The sequence below is a fragment of the Actinomadura graeca genome (genome assembly GCF_019175365.1).
Lineage (GTDB): Bacteria > Actinomycetota > Actinomycetes > Streptosporangiales > Streptosporangiaceae > Spirillospora > Spirillospora graeca.
The window spans coordinates 5,063,286-5,082,556 of record NZ_CP059572.1 but is presented as its reverse complement, the minus strand read 5'-3'; the positions used below and the strand labels follow the sequence as shown (position 1 = coordinate 5,082,556).

General features: G+C 72.8%; 15 protein-coding genes and 1 pseudogene. 4 read left to right on the top strand and 12 right to left on the bottom strand.

Annotated elements, in window-relative coordinates:
• Positions 1–12 precede the first annotated feature (12 nt).
• Both AGRA3207_RS22665 and AGRA3207_RS22660 read right to left on the bottom strand, forming a co-directional pair.
• Positions 13–3,060, bottom strand: coding sequence for an AfsR/SARP family transcriptional regulator (locus tag AGRA3207_RS22665; protein WP_231329049.1), 3,048 nt, complete (start codon positions 3,058–3,060; stop codon positions 13–15).
• Between the two features lie 269 nt (positions 3,061–3,329).
• The gene (locus AGRA3207_RS22660) at positions 3,330–5,270 is read right to left on the bottom strand and encodes an AfsR/SARP family transcriptional regulator (protein WP_231329048.1); all 1,941 of its coding nucleotides are present in this window, start codon (positions 5,268–5,270) and stop codon (positions 3,330–3,332) included.
• Positions 5,271–5,623: 353 nt separating this feature from the next.
• Here AGRA3207_RS22660 and AGRA3207_RS22655 point away from each other — a divergent pair, with 353 nt between their 5' ends.
• Positions 5,624–6,058, top strand: coding sequence for a Fur family transcriptional regulator (locus AGRA3207_RS22655; RefSeq protein WP_231329047.1), 435 nt, complete (start codon positions 5,624–5,626; stop codon positions 6,056–6,058).
• 71 nt (positions 6,059–6,129) lie between these two features.
• Here the strand turns inward: AGRA3207_RS22655 and katG are convergent, their stop codons facing one another.
• The 7 genes and pseudogenes from katG to AGRA3207_RS22625 all read right to left on the bottom strand — a co-directional run bounded on the left by katG (position 6,130) and on the right by AGRA3207_RS22625 (position 12,581).
• A complete protein-coding gene (gene katG, locus AGRA3207_RS22650; RefSeq protein ID WP_231329046.1) occupies positions 6,130–8,364 on the bottom strand; it encodes a catalase/peroxidase HPI in 2,235 nt (744 codons plus the stop codon).
• 29 nt (positions 8,365–8,393) lie between these two features.
• Positions 8,394–8,798: a Fur family transcriptional regulator gene (locus tag AGRA3207_RS22645; protein ID WP_273700064.1), complete on the bottom strand. Its 405-nt coding sequence runs from the start codon at positions 8,796–8,798 to the stop codon at positions 8,394–8,396.
• Positions 8,719–9,606 carry a hypothetical protein gene (locus AGRA3207_RS22640; protein ID WP_231329045.1) on the bottom strand — a complete coding sequence of 296 codons (888 nt, stop codon included), beginning with the start codon at positions 9,604–9,606 and terminating at the stop codon, positions 8,719–8,721. Before AGRA3207_RS22640 ends, AGRA3207_RS22645 begins: the two co-directional genes overlap by 80 nt.
• Positions 9,607–9,609: 3 nt before the next feature.
• Positions 9,610–9,741, bottom strand: a complete 132-nt coding sequence (locus tag AGRA3207_RS39890; protein ID WP_273699665.1) for a hypothetical protein — start codon at positions 9,739–9,741, stop codon at positions 9,610–9,612.
• 467 nt (positions 9,742–10,208) lie between these two features.
• Positions 10,209–10,577 (bottom strand): annotated as a pseudogene (locus AGRA3207_RS22635) (aa3-type cytochrome oxidase subunit I); the annotation flags it as partial.
• A 694-nt stretch (positions 10,578–11,271) separates the two neighbouring features.
• Positions 11,272–12,033 carry a chitinase gene (locus tag AGRA3207_RS22630; protein ID WP_231329044.1) on the bottom strand — a complete coding sequence of 254 codons (762 nt, stop codon included), beginning with the start codon at positions 12,031–12,033 and terminating at the stop codon, positions 11,272–11,274.
• 35 nt (positions 12,034–12,068) lie between these two features.
• The gene (locus AGRA3207_RS22625; protein ID WP_231329043.1) at positions 12,069–12,581 is read right to left on the bottom strand and encodes a lytic polysaccharide monooxygenase auxiliary activity family 9 protein; all 513 of its coding nucleotides are present in this window, start codon (positions 12,579–12,581) and stop codon (positions 12,069–12,071) included.
• A gap of 331 nt (positions 12,582–12,912) precedes the next feature.
• Here AGRA3207_RS22625 and AGRA3207_RS22620 point away from each other — a divergent pair, with 331 nt between their 5' ends.
• Positions 12,913–15,483 (top strand): ATP-binding protein, encoded by a 2,571-nt coding sequence (locus AGRA3207_RS22620; protein WP_231329042.1) that lies wholly within the window; start codon positions 12,913–12,915, stop codon positions 15,481–15,483.
• A 50-nt stretch (positions 15,484–15,533) separates the two neighbouring features.
• Here AGRA3207_RS22620 and AGRA3207_RS22615 read toward each other — a convergent pair whose 3' ends face one another.
• Positions 15,534–16,148 carry a response regulator transcription factor gene (locus AGRA3207_RS22615; protein WP_231329041.1) on the bottom strand — a complete coding sequence of 205 codons (615 nt, stop codon included), beginning with the start codon at positions 16,146–16,148 and terminating at the stop codon, positions 15,534–15,536.
• 96 nt (positions 16,149–16,244) lie between these two features.
• Between AGRA3207_RS22615 and AGRA3207_RS22610 the strand changes: the two genes are divergently transcribed.
• Positions 16,245–16,601 carry a hypothetical protein gene (locus AGRA3207_RS22610; RefSeq protein WP_231329040.1) on the top strand — a complete coding sequence of 119 codons (357 nt, stop codon included), beginning with the start codon at positions 16,245–16,247 and terminating at the stop codon, positions 16,599–16,601.
• 484 nt (positions 16,602–17,085) lie between these two features.
• Positions 17,086–17,736 carry an LmbU family transcriptional regulator gene (locus AGRA3207_RS22605; RefSeq protein ID WP_231329039.1) on the top strand — a complete coding sequence of 217 codons (651 nt, stop codon included), beginning with the start codon at positions 17,086–17,088 and terminating at the stop codon, positions 17,734–17,736.
• Positions 17,737–17,797: 61 nt separating this feature from the next.
• Here AGRA3207_RS22605 and AGRA3207_RS22600 read toward each other — a convergent pair whose 3' ends face one another.
• Both AGRA3207_RS22600 and AGRA3207_RS22595 read right to left on the bottom strand, forming a co-directional pair.
• Complete coding sequence (locus AGRA3207_RS22600) at positions 17,798–18,526, bottom strand: hypothetical protein (protein WP_231329038.1); 729 nt, start codon at positions 18,524–18,526, stop codon at positions 17,798–17,800.
• Between the two features lie 21 nt (positions 18,527–18,547).
• On the bottom strand, positions 18,548–18,889 hold the full coding sequence (locus tag AGRA3207_RS22595; protein ID WP_231329037.1) for a PadR family transcriptional regulator: 342 nt from the start codon (positions 18,887–18,889) through the stop codon (positions 18,548–18,550).
• Between the last annotated feature and the right edge of the window lie 382 nt (positions 18,890–19,271).

Genomic DNA, 19,271 nt, shown 5'->3' with positions numbered 1-19,271 from the left:
GGTGCTTCTTGTTCAGGACGCCAGGGCGACCTTGGTGAGGAGGTGGCGCGCCAGGGTGCCGAGATGCTCGAAGCCGAACTGCTGTGCCGTGGCGAGCGCCAGCCGCGCCTCCTCGTGCGTCTCGTCGAGGCGGCCCGCGGTGTAGTGCGTGCGGGCAAGGCCGAGGTGGGATTCGGCCATGCCGTAGGGGTGGATCGTGGTCTGGACCGCCGCGGCCAAGGCGCGCTCGTGCGCCTCCATGGCCTCGCCGTAGTCGCCGCGATGGCGGTACACGGCGCCGACCGCGTTCCAGACGCTGATGGCGATGCACCGGGTGCGCAGCCCCTGCGACTGGGCGAGCGCCTCCTGGGCCACCTCGAACGCCTCCGTCCGGTCGCCGGTCTCGGTGAGGGCGACGGACAGGTAGGCGAGGCATTCCGCCCGGTGGTAGCGGGTCTCCAGCCCGGCGGCCTCGCGCGCTGCCGTGCGCAGCACCTCGGCGGCGCGCTTCCACCGTCCCATCATCAGCAGGCACCGTCCGACCACCATCAGGCACTCGACCCGCTGGACGGTCGGCTGCCCCTGCGTCGCCGCCGCCAGCGCCTCCTCCAGCAGCGGCAGCGCCCGCCCGAAGTCCCCGGCCATCATCGCCGCCGCGCCCAGCCCGAGCGGCACCGCGCCGAACAGGAACGGCGGCAGCGCGTCCGCCTCGGCCAGCTCCGCGACCTCGGCGAAGCACTGCCGCGCCCGCTCCAGCTCGCCCCGTTCGAGCCGGACGGACCCGTGCCAGACCATCAGCAGGGGCCGGCCCGGGTCGGCGGGGTCGCCGCCGGCGAGGGCTCCGGTGACGTACTCCAGCGCGGTGCCGAGGTCGCCGAGCTTCCGGTGCTCCCAGACCAGGCAGCCGATCATCGCCGTCTCGGCGGCCGCGTTCCCCTCGGCGCGCGCGGCGTGCAGCCCGGCCCGCGCCGCCGCGAGGTACTCCGTGTGGTGCCCGCCGATGCCCAGGTGCCAGGCCAGCGCCTCGGCCAGCTTCCACGCCATCGGACGGGGCCCGTGCTCGGAGCAGTGCTCGACCACGGCGACCAGGTTGGCGCGCTCGGCGTCCAGCCAGTGCAGCGCCCGGGACCGGCCGAACCGGGGCGGGGGCCCTTCCGCGGGCCCCTCCGCGGGCTCGGTCGTCGCGCGGATCGCCGTGATGAACTCCGGGTACAGCGCCACGACCGCGTCCGCGACGGCCTCCAGGTACCAGTCGAAGAGCCGCGCCCGCGCCTCGTCGCAGTACGCCTCGCCGTGCTCGGCCCGGACACGGTCGGCGGCGTACTCCGACAGCAGGTCGTGCACCTGGTAGCGGTCGCCGGGCAGCCGCTGGACGAGGCTGGCGGCGGCCAGCTGCTCCAGGGCCGTCGCCGCCTCCCCGGGCGTCCCGCCGGCGAGCACGGCCATCGCCTCCGGCGCGACGTCGGGCCCGGGGAACAGCGCGAGGAGCCGGAACATCGCGCGGGCCCCGGGCGGCAGCGACAGGTAGGACAGGTCGAACGCCCGGCCGACGGCGATGTGGTCGTCGTCGTCCATCGCGAGCGCCCGCACCCGGCGTCCCGCGAGGAACCGCTGGATGTAGGCGCCGATGTCGGGCCGGTGGCTGCCCGCGAGGTTGCTCGCGGCGATCCTCAGCGCCAGCGGCAGGCGCCCGCACAGCTCCGCGAGCCGCTCGGTCGCCGCGCGCTGCCGCGCGGTGGTCTCCGTCCCGAGGATCGCGGTGAGCAGGGCGAACGACTCCCCGCCGCTCAGCAGGTCGAGGCGGACGCGGCGGGCGCCGTCCCGCGCGGTCAGCGCGGTCAGCTCGTTGCGGCTGGTCACCAGCATCGCGCAGCCCGGCTCGCTCGGGATGAGCGGGCGGACCTCGGCCGCGGACGCGGCGTTGTCCACCGTCACGAGGACGCGCTTCCCGCGCAACGCCGTCCGGTACGCGGCGACCTGCTCGTCCTCGTCCACGGGGATGTCGTCGGCGGAGTGCCCGAGCGCGCGCAGCAGCCGCGCGAGGACCGTCTGGGTCGACGGCCGCCGGACCGCCGAATGCGCGTGCAGATCGACGAATAACCGGCCGTCCGGGAACGACCCGCGCATCTGGTGCGCCACCCGGACGGCGAGCGCGGTCTTGCCCGTCCCCGGCGGCCCCGACACGGTGACCACCGGGACGCCGACCCGCCCGCCGCCGTCCAGCAGCGCGGCGATCCGCTCGATCTCGGCGGCCCGCCCGACGAAGTTCCCGATCGCCGGGGGCAGCTGGGAGCCCGTCCGCGGCGGCTCGGCCACGCCCTCGGCCGGCGCGGCGCCCGGCGGCGTGAGGTCCGGGTCGGCGACCAGGATCGACTGGTACAGCTCGCGGAGCGGCGGGCCGGGCGCCACGCCCAGCTCGGCGGCCAGGCCCGCCGAGATCGCCTGGTAGGCCGACACCGCCTCGGCCTGCCGGTTCGCGCGGTACAGGGCGAGCATGAGCTGCGCCCAGAGGTCCTCGCGCAGCGGGTTCGCGGCCGTCAGCTCGCGCAGCCGGCCGATCACGTCGTGGTGCAGGCCCATGCGGAGCTTCACCTCGAACCGCCGGTGCTCCGTCCGCAGCCGGAGCTCCTGGAGGCGCGCCGCCTCCATGTGCAGCGTGTCCGACGGCACGTCCGCCAGCGGCTCCGCGCGCCACAGGGCCATCGCCTCGTCGAGCAGCGCCCCGGCCCGCTCCAGCTCGCCGTCCCCGGCGAGCGCGGTGCCCCGGGAGGCCAGCTCGCCGAAGCGGTGCAGGTCCAGCGCCCCCTCGTCGATCTCCAGCCGGTAGCCGTCCGGCATCGTCCGGATCAGGTCGGGGACGGGGAACAGCCGGCGCAGCCGCATCACGAACACCCGCAGCGCGGGGACCGGCTGGGCGGGGACCCCCGCGCCCCAGACGGCGTCCGTCAGCTCGCCGAGCGACACCTCCCGGTTCGCCCGCAGGAGCAGCGCCGCCAGCACCACGCGCAGCTTCGGCGCACCGACCCGGATCTCCTCCCCGTCCCGCCGAACCTCCAGCGGCCCCAGCAGCCCGAATTCCATGAGTGGACGCATCCGCCGACCGACCCCCGTCCGTGTCAAAAGTCACAGCTGGAAATGCTCGCCCACGCCCCCGACCCTAGCTCGGCCCTCGGGGTCTGATCCCCCTGATAACAGACTTAGGGGTGTTATCGCGGAGCGTGAAGCCACGCGCACCCAGAGATGAATTGTTTTTGCGCGGCGGGCACAAAGCGAACAGGTCCACCGACCCCCTCCCCGAGAAAGACACCGGAGACAACCGCAAGATCATGATGAATTCCGCGATCCCGCGTCTAACTCGGGCAGCAACGTCCCAAGGTGACGCGCGGCATGCCCGTTTCCCGGAGCCTCAGGGCGCGGGACGACCGGCGCGCGCGGGCGCCCGGCGGGCAGCCGGCGGCATCCGCCCGCGCCTGCTCGTCGCGGGCCTTCTCGGCCTGGCGCAGCAGCGCGTAGTCGCGCAGCAGGTCGTGGACGTGGTACCGGCCGCCGGGCCTGCGTTGCAGCAGGTTGGCCTTCGCGAGCCGCTCCAGATGCCGCGCCGCCACCACGACGGGCACACCCGCCAGCGCCGCCACCGCCTCCGGCGTGAAGTCGGGGCCGGGAAGCCGCCCCACCAGCCGGAACGTCGCCTGGAGCGGAGGCGGGAGCTCGGCGTAGGACAGGTCGAACGCCGCCCGGGTGGCCACCTCGTCGCCCTCGGCGTTGAGCCCGGCCAGCAGGTCGCCGGGACGGAACCCGCGGACGTAGGCGTCCACGTCGGCCTGCGGGCGGCCGACCAGCGTCGCCGCCGCCATCCGCAGCGCCAGCGGCAGGTGGCCGCACATCTCCGCCAGCCGCTCGACGGCGCCGGGCCGCGCCGCGACGACGTCCTCGCCCAGGATCCGGGCCAGCAGCCCGAACGCCGCGTCCGGATCGAGGACCCCCAGCGGCACCAGCCGCGCGTCGTTGGTCACGATCAGGCCGCGCAGCTCCTGCCGGCTCGTCACCAGCACCGCGCAGCCGGGGGCGCCCGGCAGCAGCGGCCTGACCTCCTCGGCGGAGGCGACGCCGTCGAGCACCACCAGCACCCGCCGGCCGTCTAGCAGCGTCCGGTAGAGGGCGGCGCACTCGTCCTGGTCGGCGGGGACCTCGCCGGGCGGCACGCCGAGCGCCCGCAGGAACCCGGCGAGGACCGAGGCCGTCGGACGCGGCGCGCCGGACGAGTGCCCGCGCAGGTCGGCGAACAGCTGCCCGCCGGGGAACCGCGCCCGGCACCGCCGCGCCACGTACGACGCCAGCGCCGTCTTCCCGACCCCGGGCGGCCCGCACACCGTCACCACGGGCATGGTCGCGTTCGTGGCGCCCGCGTCGAGCAGCCCGATGATCGTCTCCGCCTCGGCGTCGCGGCCCACGAAGTCGGCGACCACCGGCGCCACCTGGGACGGCGTCGGCTCCCGCGCGGCGGGCGGCGGTTCGAGCGCCGGATCGCGGGCGAGGATCGCCGCGTGGAGGCCCTCCGCCTCCGGCCCGGGGTCGATGCCGAGCCGCTCGGCGAGCAGGCCGCGCAGGTTGTGGTACGCCTCCAGCGCCTCGTCCCGGCCACCCGACCGGTACAGCGCGAGCATGAGCTGGGCCCAGAACCGCTCGCGGAGCGGGTGCTGCTCCGTCAGCTTCCGCAACGGCCCGACGAGGTCGCGGTGCCCGCCCTTGCGCAGCACGGCGTCGTTCCTCGCGGCCTCGACGTCCAGCTCGCGGTCCTGGAGCCGGGGCGCCTCGACCCGGTGGAGGAGCTCGGAGTCGACGTCCGCGAGGGCCGGGCCGCGCCACTCGGCCAGTGCCCGGTCGAACAACGCGACGGCGGTGTCCAGCTCGCCCCGCTCCGCGGCCGCCGTGCCCCGCGCCGCGAGATCCTCGAACCTGCCGAGGTCGAGGTCCTCGTCCCGGATCCGCAGCACGTACCCGGTCGACGTGGTCTCGATCAGCTCCGGCTCGCCCAGGAGCCGCCGCAGCCGCATGAGGTACACGCGCAGCGTCGACACCATCCGCCGGGGCGTCTCGTCCGCCCAGACGCACTCGGCCAGCTCGTCGACCGACACCGACCGCCCGGCGCGCAGCAGCAGCGCGGCGAGCAGCGACCGCTGCTTGGCCGCCCCGACCGGGACGGGCTCGCCGCCCCGGTGCACCACGAGCGGGCCGAGCACGCCGAACCTCAGCCGGGAATTCCCGCCGGGCTCCATATCACGAACCGTCATCGAAGTGAAGATGAAAGGCACCGGCGCCATTGTCACCGCGCCCGCGCGCCGCGGACCCGGCGCCGATGTCCCTGGACCTGCGGGGTGTCCCCAATCGGGTCATGGCCGGAGTCTACTCGGCGGACCGCCTATGATCGCCCGAATCCACTCCGGTGGCGTTTTCCCGCCATCTATACGTGAATCTAATTCTTTATTCCCGGCCAATCGCGCCACAGCCGGTCACCTCGGCCCGCCGCGTCCGCACGCCCGGCGCCCGGCGCCCGGTCCGCGGAACCGGCCGAATTGGATCCTGACTTACACTTACGGCGTCCGACGTTCGAATCGTCCGCGTCCACGAAGGCAGGTTCGGCGCCATGACCGCACCCCGGACCCCCACCACCGCCGACGAGCTGCGCGCCGTCGGCCTGCGGGTGACGGCCGCGCGGGTGGCACTGCTGGAGACCGTCCGGGAGGGCGACCACCTGGAGGCCGAGGCCGTCGCCGGAGGCGTGCGCGACCGCGTCGGCCACATCTCCCTCCAGGCCGTGTACGAGGCGCTCCACGCGCTCACCGCGGCGGGCCTGCTGCGCCGCATCGAACCGGCCGGGAGCCCGGCCCGCTACGAGGGACGCGTCGGCGACAACCACCACCACCTGGTGTGCCGGAACTGCGGGGCGGTCAAGGACGTCGACTGCGCCGTCGGGCATCCGCCCTGCCTGGAGGCCGTGGACGACGCCGGCTACCTCGTCGACGAGGCCGACGTCACCTTCTGGGGCCTGTGCCCGAATTGCCGCCCGGAAACCGCCTGATCCCCGGCCGCCGGCCGACGTCCGGCAGACGTCCGGGCCGGTCCCTGCGGACCGGCCCGGACGCCCCTGGATCAGCGGCGGGTCAGGTCGAACCGGTCGAGGTTCATCACCTTGTCCCACGCCGCGACGAAGTCGCGCACGAACTTCTGCCCGGCGTCGTCACTGGCGTAGACCTCCGCGAGCGCGCGCAACTCGGAGTTCGCGCCGAACACCAGGTCGACGCGGCTGCCCGTCCACCTGACCTCGCCCGACGCGTCGAGGCCCTCGTAGGTCTGGTCGTCCCCGGACGCCGGCCGCCACGTCGTCCCCATGTCGAGCAGGTTCACGAAGAAGTCGTTGGTCAGCGCCCCGGGCCGGTCGGTGAGGACGCCGAGCGTCGAGTGCTGGTAGTTCGCCCCCAGCACCCGCAGCCCGCCGACGAGGACGGTCATCTCGGGCGCGCTCAGGGTCAGCAGGTTCGCCCGGTCGACCAGCAGGTACTCGGCGGGCAGCGTCTGGCCCTTGCCGACGTAGTTGCGGAACCCGTCCGCCGCCGGCTCGAACACGGCGAAGGACTCCACGTCGGTCTGCTCCAGCGTCGCGTCCGTGCGTCCCGGCGTGAACGGCACCTCGACCTCGTGGCCGGCGGCACGGGCCGCCTGCTCGATCGCCGCGCACCCGCCGAGCACGATCAGGTCCGCGAGCGAGATCCGCTTGCCGCCGGTCTGCGCGGTGTTGAACTCCTCCTGGATCCCCTCCAGGACGCCCAGCACCGTCGCCAGCTCGTCGGGGTTGTTGACCTCCCAGCCGCTCTGCGGCTCGAAGCGGATGCGCGCGCCGTTGGCGCCGCCGCGCTTGTCGCCGCCCCGGAACGTCGAGGCCGACGCCCACGCGACGGAGACCAGGTAGGAGATCGACAGCCCCGAGTCGATGATCCGGGACTTCAGGGCGGCGACGTCCAGGGCGTCGACGAGCTCGTGGTCGACCGCCGGGACGGGGTCCTGCCACACCAGCGTCTCGGACGGGACCTCCGGGCCGAGGTAGCGCTCGACCGGGCCCATGTCGCGGTGGGTCAGCTTGAACCACGCGCGCGCGAACGCGTCCGCGAACGCGTCGGGGTCCTGGTGGAAACGCCGCGAGATCGGCTCGTAGATCGGGTCGAACCGGAGCGACAGGTCGGTCGTGAGCATCGTCGGCGCGTGGCGCTTCGACGGGTCGTGCGGGTCGGGGACGGTCCCGGCGCCCGCGCCGTCCTTCGGCCGCCACTGGTGGGCGCCCGCGGGGCTCTTGAACAGCTCCCACTCGTAGCCGAACAGGATGTCGAAGAACGTGTTGTCCCAGGTGGTCGGCGTGTTCGTCCAGATGCCCTCAAGGCCGCTGGTGATCGCGTCCCCGCCCTTGCCGGTGCCGTAGCCGCTCTTCCAGCCGAGACCCTGCTGCTCCAGCGGCGCCCCCTCGGGCTCGGGGCCGACGTTGTCGGCCGGGCCCGCGCCGTGCGTCTTGCCGAAGGTGTGGCCCCCGGCGATCAGCGCGACCGTCTCCTCGTCGTTCATCGCCATGCGGCGGAACGTCTCGCGGATGTCCCGGGCCGCCGCGATCGGGTCCGGGTTGCCGTTCGGGCCCTCCGGGTTGACGTAGATGAGCCCCATCTGCACCGCGCCCAGCGGACTCTCCAGCTCCCGGTCACCGCTGTACCGCTCGTCGCCGAGCCACGTCGTCTCGGGCCCCCAGAAGACGTCCTCCTCGGCCTCCCACACGTCCTCGCGTCCACCGGCGTAGCCGAAGGTCTTGAGGCCCATCGTCTCCAGGGCGACGTTGCCGGTCAGGATCAGCAGGTCGGCCCACGAGATCTGCTGCCCGTACTTCTTCTTCACCGGCCACAGCAGCCGGCGCGCCTTGTCGAGGCTGGCGTTGTCGGGCCAGCTGTTGAGCGGCGCGAACCGCTGCTGCCCCGACCCGGCCCCGCCGCGTCCGTCGCTGATCCGGTAGGTGCCCGCGCTGTGCCACGCCATCCGGATCATGAACGGCCCGTAGTTGCCGAAGTCGGCGGGCCACCAGTCCTGCGAGGAGGTCAGCACCTCCGCGATGTCCCGCTTCACGGCACCGAGGTCCAGCCCGCTGAACGCCTCGGCGTAGTCGAACCCCTCGTCCAGCGGGTTCGTCTCGGCCGGGTTCTTGGCGAGGAGCCGCAGGTTGAGCCGCTCAGGCCACCAGCCCCGGTTGCCGCCGCCCTGGGTGGGGTGCGGAGCGCGGTTGTGCGCCACCGGACACCCGCCGGCACCTGCCTCGTTCGTGTCGTAGACGACTGACTCGTTGTTTTCCGACATGGGGATCCTTCCAGGGCTAAACGGGGGGATCAGATTTTCTGGTCGGTGGAGCACTCAGGGCACAGGCCCCAGTAGATGACCTCGGCCTCGTCGATCGAGAAGCCGCTGTCGTCGGACGCGGTCAGGCAGGGCGCCTCCCCCACGGCGCAGTCGGCGTCGGCGATGACACCGCACGTCCGGCACACGATGTGATGATGGTTGTCCCCCACCCGCGACTCGTAGCGCGCCACGAAGCCCGACGGCTGGATCCGCCGCACCAGACCCGCCGCCGTCAGCGTGTGCAGCGAGTCGTACACGGCCTGGTGGGACACCTTCGGAAGATCCCTGCGCACGGCACCGAGGATCGACTCCGTGTCAGCGTGCGGATGCGCGTGAACCGCCTCCAGCACCGCCACCCGTGGCCGGGTGACCCGCAGCGCGGCCCCGCGCAGCATCTGCCGGAAGTCCATGGTCGATGCCACGCAGCCAAGGCTGGCTCACTTTCTTGAACGAGTCAAGAATCCAACCCCACTTTCCCCCGATCGCGCGCTCTACGCCTGCCTCACGGCTCGGTGGTGCGGTCGGTGCGGGGTCACCGCAGGGCGTGCTCGTAGGCCGCGCGCTCGTGCACCTGCTGCGCGTGATCGTGTCCGGATGCAGGAACGCCAGGTCGAACCCGTTGTCGCCGAGCCCGAACGCGGCCAGGCCGAACAGGAACGTCGGCTCGACCTCGTGGCGCACGCAGAACTTCGCGATCCTGGCCGCTCCGAGCAACGTCCCGGCGTACGAGACGACGTAGACGCGCCGGAGCGGGTGGGCGTCGAGGCACCGGCCGAGCGCCGCGACGATCGTGGCCCCGGACGCGACGGTGTCTCCGATGATCAGGACGTCGGCGGGCGCGTCGAAGCAGGTGTACGGCACATCGATCCGCGCGGTGTCAGGGGAGACGTCGGCGCGCGATGTCGCGATCATGTTGGTGGGAAGCGTGCGGCCGGTCTCCGCCGCCATCGCCTCACCGAGCTGGTAGACCAGGCCCTTGCTGAGGATCATCAACTCGGCGGTGTCCTCGGGCGGGCACTCGTCGGCCAGGTGGCCGACGAAGTACCGGCTACAGCGCAGGCATGCGCGCCGGAAGCCGACTCCGGTGAGGTTGCGGTCGAAGAGAAGGTCCTCCAGCGCGGCGTTGTGGACGATGTAGACGCGCGGGCCGTCCCGGCCACCGCCGAGGGGCTCCGCGACGCTCTCGCCCCATTCGGTTCTCACGTCTCATCTGCTCCCCGCGAACGGCCGCTGCCCCAGGCGCTCCAAGGCCGCCAGCATCGGCGGATCGCCCGGCAGCATGTTGTCCCGGTACTCGGAAATGGCCTCGTCCAGCCATTCGGGCTTCGGGTCGGGCACGGCGGTCTTCCCACGGGCGAGTTCCGGGAGTACCCGCCCCGCGGACAGGAAGTCGTCGACGACCTCGGAGGCCAGCGCGGCGACATGGGGGTGAACGTAATCCCGGACCAGGACACCGCGATACGCGATCGAAGCCGAGGGGGCGATGGGGCGGTTTTCGACGCGGGGGACGGAGTGGCGCGTGGGATGCGGTGGGGGGTCAGGTTAGGGCGAGGGTTAGGACTAGGAGGGCGATTGTGGCGGCGGCTATGAGGGGGAGCCAGCTTGGGCGCGGGGGACGGGGGGTGGCTTGCTTGAGGGGTTTGGTGCGGGTGGTGGCGTGGCGGAACAGGAGGACGGCCAAGCAGGCGGCCAGGATCAGGACGGCCGTGTGGACGTGGTCTCCGGCGCTCAGCCTGTAGAGAATGTGCGCTGCCAGGAGGCCGGACGCGCAGGTCCAGAGAAGGGATGCCGGGCGGCGCATCGGATCAGTCCCTCGCCTTGGTGGCTCCGGCCGCGGCGAGGGCCTCGTCGGTGCCGAGGCGGGGGTGGTGCAGGTCGAAGGCGGGGCGTTCCGAGCGGATGCGGAGGATGGCGTCGAAGTTGTGGCGCGGCGGGGGGCAGGAGGTGGCCCATTCAAGTGAGTTGCCGCTGCCCCACGGGTCGTCCACCGCCAGTTTCCTGCCCTTCTTCCGGGTGACGTAGATGTTGAGGAAGAAGGGGAGGGTCGAGGCGCCGAGGACGAAGGAGCAGATCGAGGAGACCTGGTTCAGGGTGGTGAACAGGTCGGGGTAGTCGGCGTAGCGCCGCGGCATTCCCCAGGCGCCGAGCCAGTGCTGGACGAGCAACGTGCCGTGGATGGTGAACATCTGGTTGAACTGCTCGTTGCTCACCAGCTGGCGGCCGGGTTCGAGCAGCTCGGCCCGGATGATCATCGCGAGCACGCCGCCGACCAGGAAGAACGTGCACGAGCTGATGAGGTAGAGGTACCCGATCACCTTGTGGTCGGTGGAGGAGAACCAGGACGCGACGAGGCGTCCCTTGGACGTCCTCGGACGGGCGGGCGGCGGTCCCCGATGCCACCGCTCCTCCAGGGAGGTCACCGCGTTCTCCGGCGCGCGGGCGGGACGCGGGGCCCATGTGCTTGCCGTGGCATAGGGCCATCATCACGGCCGTGATCACCGCCGATCACTTCGTCCCGGGAAAGGCCGGGCAAAGTCTGCGGCCGTCGCGCCGATGCCGTTCCGCGGCCCTTCCTGGTGGGTCGTGAGAATGGACGGGTGCCCGAAGCTCGCGATCGCGGACCGCTGCCCGCGCTGCTCGTCCTGCTGACCGTGATGACCGGTTCAGTGGATGCGACCAGTTATTTGACGCGGCGATCGGTTCCGCGCTGATCAGGCATGTCTCGGTCGCGGCGCCGCTGTGGGGGTCGGTCGCCGTGGCGTCGTCGGTGACGGCGCGGCGCGAGGGGGCGGAGAGCCGGCGTTGACGGTGCGGGGCCCCCGGCATCCTTGTCGCCGGGGGATGCCGGGGGCCATCGCGGGGAATGCGTCAGCAGGTCAGGTCGGCGCCGGGAGCCACGCCGAGAAGCTGGGTGAAACGCTTGTACGCGTCCACCCTGCTCTGCACCTGGGCGGGATTCCTGCCGTCGCATTCCAAGGCACCGTTGATGCTGCGGATCGTCTGGCCGAATCCGCGGCTGTTGACCATCGCGTCGTGCCCGGTCATGGTCCCCGGGCCCTTCTGGGTCATCCAGTACCAGAGGGCGCTCTTCCACGACACCGCCGCGTCCCGTTCCACGAGGTACGGGTTGTTCAGCAGGTCGATTTTGAGGGCGTCCCCTGCGGCCTTGTAGTTGAAGTTCCAGCTCAGCTGGATGGGTCCGCGCCCGTAGTAGGCGGCGCGTCCCGCCGGGCAGCCATAGGGCTGACCGGCGTCGCAATAGTGCGGGTAGTTGTCCTTGTTCTGCTCGACGATATGGACGAGACCGCCGGTCTCGTGGTTGACGTTGGCGAGGAAGGCGGCGGCCTCCTGCTTTTTGACGGTGTCGCTTCCGGTGTTGGCGAATCCCGGATAGGACGTCATCGCCGCGGTCAGGCCGCCGTAGGTGTAGAAGGCGTTCCGGTTCGGGAACATGCTCGTGAACTGGGACTCGCTCACCACGAAGTCCGCGGAGGACTGCCGGACGGACGGCCCGTCGCAGTCCCGCACCGTCGCGCACTCCGCGGCGGATGCGGGCGGCGCGGGCAGCGCGGCCGGAACCGCCGCCGCCGAGAGCAGCGCGGCGCCGAGCAGGGTCACGGCACGTCGCACCTGATCACCCCTTCGGGGGCCCGTCCGGTCCGCCATCACTGGACCTCTAGGTCGATGCAGGCGTAGAAGGCGTTGGCGGTGTCGGCGATGTTCCAGATCGCCAGCACCTTCTGGCGTCCGGTGAACGCGCTCAGGTCCACCGTGTGCGCCACGAGCGAGGACCGGTCGCCCTTGAACATCCCGACGCGGGTGTTGCCGATGTAGTACTCGTAGTCACGGGACGGGTGTTTCGCGGTGAACGTCCAGGTGAAGGTGACCGACTTGCCGACGGTGGCGGCCTTCCACGCCTTGCCGTCGTCGTCGAGGTCGGAGAAGCGTCCGTTGCCGCCGCTGCAACTGCGCAGGCCCTTCGGCCCTTCGACGCTTTGCGGCTCGTACTGGATCTGTCCGCACTGCACGGTCTTCTGCGCGCACTGCGCCTGCCGGCTCGGGGGCGCGGAGACGTAGCCGTGGGCGAGGGCGGTCGCCGCGGGGAGCAGGACGGCGACGGCGGGGGAGATCACCAGGCCCGCCGCGGCCGCGGCGTACCTGCGCCTTGAAGTCTTCATGCGGGGGTTCCTTGCGTTGGGGTGGGACGGGTTTCTGCGCGGCCGCCGGCTGGCGGCGGCCGGGAGAGCCCTGGCGGGGGGCCGGGCAAGGTCCGGGAGGCGGGTCCGCCGGCCCTCGGTGAGACGGCCGGGGCGCGGCGGGCGGCGGGGCGGGGAGCGTGGCATGGGAGCTCCATCGGATAGGAAACTTTCCTATCGGATAGCCGAACGTTAGCCTGCCGTCGCGCGACGGGCAACCCTTCCGGGGAGGAAAGATGACGCCCCCCTTCCGGCGGTGGCCGCCACCGGACGGGGAGGGACGCGGTCGCCTTGATCGCACTAGCATGCGGACGTGCTGCTCCTGGAACGCGAGCGCGAATTGTCCCGCCTGGGACAGATCGTGGCGTGCGTGAAGGAGGCCCGGGGCACGCTCGTCCTGGTCTCCGGCGAGGCCGGGATCGGGAAGACGTCGCTGGTCACGGCCCTGCGGGACCGCCTCGGGCGCCGCGTCCGCTTCATCGTGACGGGCTGCGAGCCACTGTCGGTCCCGGTGCCGCTGGCCCCGGTGCGCGCCCTGCTGGAGGCGACCGGCGCCGGCACGTCCGGGCTCGGCGACGGCGACCGGCGGGTGCTGGCCGGTGACCTGACCGCGGCGCTCGGCCGGGCCGGTCCGGCCGTCGTGGTGATCGAGGACCTGCAGTGGGCGGACGCCGCGACGCTGGACGTGGTGCGCCTGCTGGCGCGGACCGTCCGCTCGCTCCCGGTGACGCTCCTCGCCACCTACCGCGACGACGGGCTCGGCGCCCATCCCCAGCTGGCGATCCTGGTCGGCGATCTGGCGGCCGTCCCCCGGCTCCGGCTGGCCCGCCTGTCCGAGGCGGCCGTCGCGCGGCTCGCCGCGCCCGCCGGGCTGGACGCGCCGCGGCTGTTCGCCGTCACCGGCGGGAACCCCTTCCTCGTGGTGGAGGCGGTGGCCGCGCTCGGCGAGCCGCCGCGGTCGGTGCGCGACGCGACGCGGGCGCGGATGGCGCGCCTGGAGGAGCGGGCCCGGCACACGGTCGAGGCGGCCGCCGTGATCGGCCAGGTGATCACGCTCGCGCTCCTGGAGAAGGTGGCGCCGGGGGCGCGCGGATCGCTGGAGCAGTGCCTGGCGCACGGCGTCCTCGTGGACGCGGGGGCGGGCAAGGTCGCCTTCCAGCACGACCTCACCCGCCAGGCGGTGGAGGAGTCGCTCCCGCCCGCGCGGCGCACCGCCCTTCACGCGCGGGTGGTGGACGCGCTGCGCGCCGAGGGGGAGCCGGAGCACGCGCGGCTGGCGCACCACGCCGAGCGGGCCGGGCTCGGGCGGGAGACCGTCCGGCATGCCATGTGCGCGGCGCGGGAGGCGCAGCGGCTCGGGTGCCACGCCGACGCGGCGAAGCAGTACGAGCGCGCCCTCGCGCACGAGGCGCCGGCCGCCGAACGCGCCGAGCTGCTGATCGGGTTCGGCCACGCCGGGTGGCTCGCGGGACGTCCCGAGCGGTCCGCCGCCGCGCTGGAGGAGGCGGCGGCGCTAGGCAGGCGGCTGCGGGACCGCTCGATCCAGGGCCGCGCGCTGCGGCTGCTCAACCAGCCTTTGTGGGAGTTCGACCGCTGGCAGGACGCCCGGCGCGTGCTGCTGGAGGCGATCAGGCTCCTGGAGGACGGCGACGCCGCCGAGCTGGCCCGCGCCTGGGCGGGGCTGGTCGCGATCGAGGGCTGCGGGCTCGATCCGGCGGCCGGGATCGAGCACGCCCCGGTCGCGTTACGGCACGCCGCCGAGGCCGGGCTGGACCAGGTCTGCGTGGACGTGATGATCGGCCTCGCCCACGCGCGGGGGTTCCGGGGCCACGCCGACGACGGCACGCTCACCGACTGCCTGCGGCGCTGCCGTGCCGAGGGCTGGCACTTCGAGGCCGTCCGCGGGTACGCGGTGGCGTTCATCGTGGCCTCCCTCAACCGCGACCACGTCCGGATCGAGACGACCCTCGCCGAGGCCCTCGCCTTCTTCGAGGAGATCCAGGCCCCCCGCGCCCGCGACCTCGCCGCCGGCTGCCTCGCCCGCAGCCTCCTCGACCAGGGGCATCTGCCCGAGGCCGCCGAGTGGGCGGTCAGGGCCCAGTGCACCCCGCTCATGGAGGCGTGCCTGGCACCGGCCGTCCAGGCGACGGCCGAGCTGCGCCGCGGGCATGACGCCGAGGGTCTGCTGACCCGGGCGCGCGCGGCGCTCGCCGAGTCCGGCGACACCTACCGGCTGCCGTGGGTGGAGGCGGCGCTCGCCGAGGCGGCCTGGTTGCGCGGCGACCGCGACGCCCTCCTCGCCCACGTCCGCTCCGGGCTGACGCACCCGGGGGTCAGGCAGATCCCCCGCGTGGCGGGTGAGCTCGCCCTCTGGGCCATGCGCGGCGGGCAGCCGCCGCCTTCGCACAACGGCCTGCCCGCGCCCGTCCGCCTGGAGCTCGCCGGGGACTGGAACGGCGCCGTCCACGCCTGGCAGCGGCTCAAGGCCCCGTACGAGGCGGCCCTGGCCGCGCTGCCCGGCGACCCCACCTCGGCCCGCGAGGCGATCGGCGCCCTCCAGCGCCTCGGCGCCGGCGCGGCCGCCCGCGCCTTCGCGCGCGAGCGGACCGCCCGGGGCGCGCCCACCCCGCGGGGCCCCCGTCCGTCCACCCGCGCTCATCCGGCCGGGTTAACGGCGCGCGAGCAGCAGGTCCTCATCTGGGTTGCCGAGGGCGCCACCAATCGCGAGATCGCCGCCGCGCTGCACCTGTCCGAACGCACCGTCGCCCACCACGTCTCGGCCGTCCTCCGCAAACTCGGCGCCCGTACCCGCACCGCCGCCGCCGAAAAGGCGCGTGCCCTCCTCCTGCTTCCCCAGAATGGGCGGGAGCGGCCCCCCGGATAGCGGCGGTGCCGCCGGGGAACGGTTCCCGGGAATCTCCTGGACGAGCGCGGTCAGGGTATCCACCCGGCCTCGGTCGCGATGCGGACGGCGTCCACCTTGTTGCGCGCGTTCAGCTTGACCACCACCGTCGTCAGGTAGTTGCGCACGGTGCCGACCGACAACCGGAGGGCGGTCGCGATCTCCTTCGGCTCCGCCCCGAGCGCGGCATGCCGGAGGACCTCCACCTCCCGTTCCGAGAGGGGGTTCTCCCCCACGTCCCACGCGATCACCGCCAAATGCGGGTCGATGATGCGACGTCCCGACGCCACTTCGCGCACCGTTTCGGCGAGGCGTTCGGACGGCGTGGACTTGAGGAGGAAACCGGACACCCTGGCGGCGAGCGCGCGGCGGATGACGCCGGGCCGCGCCAGGCCGGTCAGGATGACCGTGCGGCAGGACGGGAGGGACTCGTGCAGCATCCTCGCGGCGGTCAGCCCGCCGACGTCGGACATGTCGAGGTCGATGATCGCCACGTCGGGCCGGCACCGCCGCGCGGCGGCGATGACCAGGTCACCGCGGTCCACGCTGGCGACCACGCGCAGGTCGTGTTCCATTTCGAGCAAGGCCACGAGCGCCCCCCGGATCATGTTCTGATCGTCGGCGACGAGCACCTTCAACGCCCGCATTTGTGCACCTTCTGGCTTGACAAGACAGGCCATGCGGCATCTGTCAAATGTGGGAACCGCTGGAGAGGCGGGTTCGCTGGTGGGGTCGGTGGGACGGTGGTCGCGATCGGCATCGTCGTTCCGCTGGCGGTCTCATGCCACGGTCATCTTCATTGCACTACCAGTAGCTTCGGCGGTACCATCGGTGTGTTTCGCGGCACCGCCGTTCTTTCTTTCGCCACTGTGGTCAATGACAAACGACCCAATCAGTATCGTCGTATAGTGGCACGTTCCAAAATGTCCTGCCGCAATGGCCATATCCGGCCGCGCCATGCACTTGCCCGAGTTCCCGCAGGAACCGCGCTTTTTGTGCAATTCCCGGAAGTCGGTTGGCTGTTTTTCGGCCGTGTTCCAAGCAGGCCGCGACCGTCGCCCGATTTACGGCCGGCCGCCGCGCTTAACGCCCTTCATTGATCATTCAACCCCGGTTTAACGTATGTCGGCCCGCCGTGAACGCCCCCGCCCATCCGAACCCCAGAGGATCCACGCGCGCCGCCAGGACGGGCCCCGCGACCGCCGCCATGCCCTCCTCGGCCGCGCGCCTGGCCGAGGCGCCCGGCCGGGCCGATCCGGTCCGCCACCTCGGCCGGGGGCGGGAGGGCCTCGACGGCGGCAGAGCCGAGCCGTCCCGCCGGGCCTCGTCCGCCCCGCGCTCCATGATCGGCTGCGTGCACGTCCCGAACCGCCTCATTAGCGTCTCCTCCTCGGCTCGACCCGAGGGACGGGTCCCGGGGGCGCGTCCCCTCCCGCCGGATATGAAACTTTCATGCCGAACACGTGATCTGATCGGTGGCCGGTTCCACGCCGCCCATTGCATGCTTGCGGCGCATTTCGACCGAGCACGCCGTCCCCGTAGACGCCACCCTCGAAATTTCAGTGCCCCACGAGGGAGAGACCCGTGAACACGGCAGGAAAGGACCTGATCGCCGATGACCGCACCCGCGGCGGGACCAGGGAGAGGTGGTCCGTCCAGACCGGTTTGAGGGGCGACGCGGGCGTGCGGGCCCGCCGAGCCGAGCTGCACATCCCCGTCGGCCTGACCCTGGAGTCCTGGCGCCACATCGGGCGCAACCTCAGGATGATCACCGACTCGTCCGGCTGGTGGCTCGGCGACTGGCTGGTGTACGGCGAGAACCGGTTCCCCGACCGCTACCGCTTCGTGATCGAGGAGACCGCGCTGGATTACCAGACGCTGCGGAACTACGCCTGGGTCGCCCGCAAGTTCCCGGCGTGCCGGCGCAGGGACTCGCTGAGCCTCCAGCACCACGCCGAGATAGCCGCGCTCTCCGAGAGCGAGCAGGACCGGTGGCTGGAGAGGGCCGAGCGCGGCAAATGGTCGACCCGGCGGCTGCGCAAGGAGATCCGCCAGGTCCGCGAGGAGGCGAAGGGCACCGCGCGCCCATGGGAGGGACGGTCGCCGGCCCGGGTCGTCATGAACCTGGACGCCGGGCGCAAGGACCGCTGGGACCAGGCCGCCGAGGCCGCCCAGATGCCCCTGCTCGACTGGATCGCGATGGTGCTGGACGAGGCCGCGCTCCCGGCCGAATGACGGACCTGCCGAGGGCTCCCTGTGGCTGGGGAGGGGGCCCTCGGCCACGTCCGGCTCCGGGTCAGCGCCTCCCGGGGCCGGACCGCTGGGTCGCGAGCCTCGTCCGGACGGCGAGGAACCGCCCGGCCTGCCACCTGACGGCGGCGGCGGGCGCGGCGTAGAACGAGGCGCCCAGCAGCGCGTAGGCGAGTTCCGTCCCGCCGATCAGATATCCGGCGAGCGTCACGCCGCCCATGGCCGGGAGGCCGAGGAGCACGACGGCGGTCGGCTTGGAGCGGGCGGCGAAGTCCAGGAGCCCGGCCGCGACGCGCCACGGCGTGGCGTAGCGGCGGCGGAGGAACTCCAGCACCCGCTCGGACGCGAGGATCTTGAAGGACCCGATGAGGTTGCCGAGGGCCTCCAGGAGCAGTTCCGCGGGGATGCGGCCCTGGCGCCGGCCGTTCCCGAGGTCGGCCGACCACTGCCGGCGCAGGTCGGCGCCCAAGGGCCCGCCGACGATCGCGGCGCCGAGGGCGTTGGCGCACCCCGCGAGGCGTTCACAGCGCGACGGCCTGACGCGGTTCCACCAGGCCCGGACGACCAGGCGCCGCAGGACCCGTCCGGGCGTGCCGCCCACATGATCGCGTATCGCGGCCCCGACCTCGGGGCGATCCTCCGTCGCGGCCTCGATCTTGCGCAGCGTCCGGCCCAGCCGGACGCCGGAGGCCGCTCCCAGCAGTGCCGCGACTGCCAGGCCCGCGCAGAACAGGAGGACGTAACCCCCGTCGGGCAGGCTCCCGTACTCGTTCATCGGGCGGTGTTCCCTTTCTGGTCATTGCCCGAAGACCGAACTCGGAGGCGGCGCCAGGGGGAACGGCAGGCCGGCCTTGGCCAGTGCCTCCCTGCGCACCTCCAGCGCCGACCGCGCGCGCTCCCGACCTTCGGACGTCAGCTTGTAGTACTTGCGCGGCGCTCCCGAGTCGCGCGCCTCGCCCGGATCGTCCCGGTCCTCCCACCGGCTCGTCACCCAGCCCGCCCGCTCGAAGCGGACGAGGATCGGGTAGACGGTGCCGGTCCGGAGCGCCGTCGCGGCGGAGATGGCCTGCCCGTACTGTCCCTTCTCACCGTCGCTCACGAGGAGGACGGACAGGACGGCCAGCATCTGATCGGTCATTCGTGCGAGGGGGCGGACCTCGGTCGCGCCACCGGTCACCCTGTCGTCCGAAGAGGCCATCACTCCGGCCTCCCCAGGACCGTCAAAGGCACCGCCCCCGCGTAAGGCGCCTTCGACCGGGTGCGCGCCGTGTGCGCGCGCCCGTCCCACATGGGCTTCATGCCTCTCGCGTTCCTCTCCTCACCGCGGCCGGACCTCGCCGGCCGCTGCACCGTGGGCCGCCGAGCGCTGCCCCCGCGGACCCCCCGCGATCAGCACTCGACCCCCCTGACGCCGCCAGAATACATGTTCTCGATATATAGAGATAGATATTTCAAGGTACGCCGTCCCGATGATCGAAGGGCGCAACGGGCCGATGCCCGGCCGGACCGATGCGCGACGG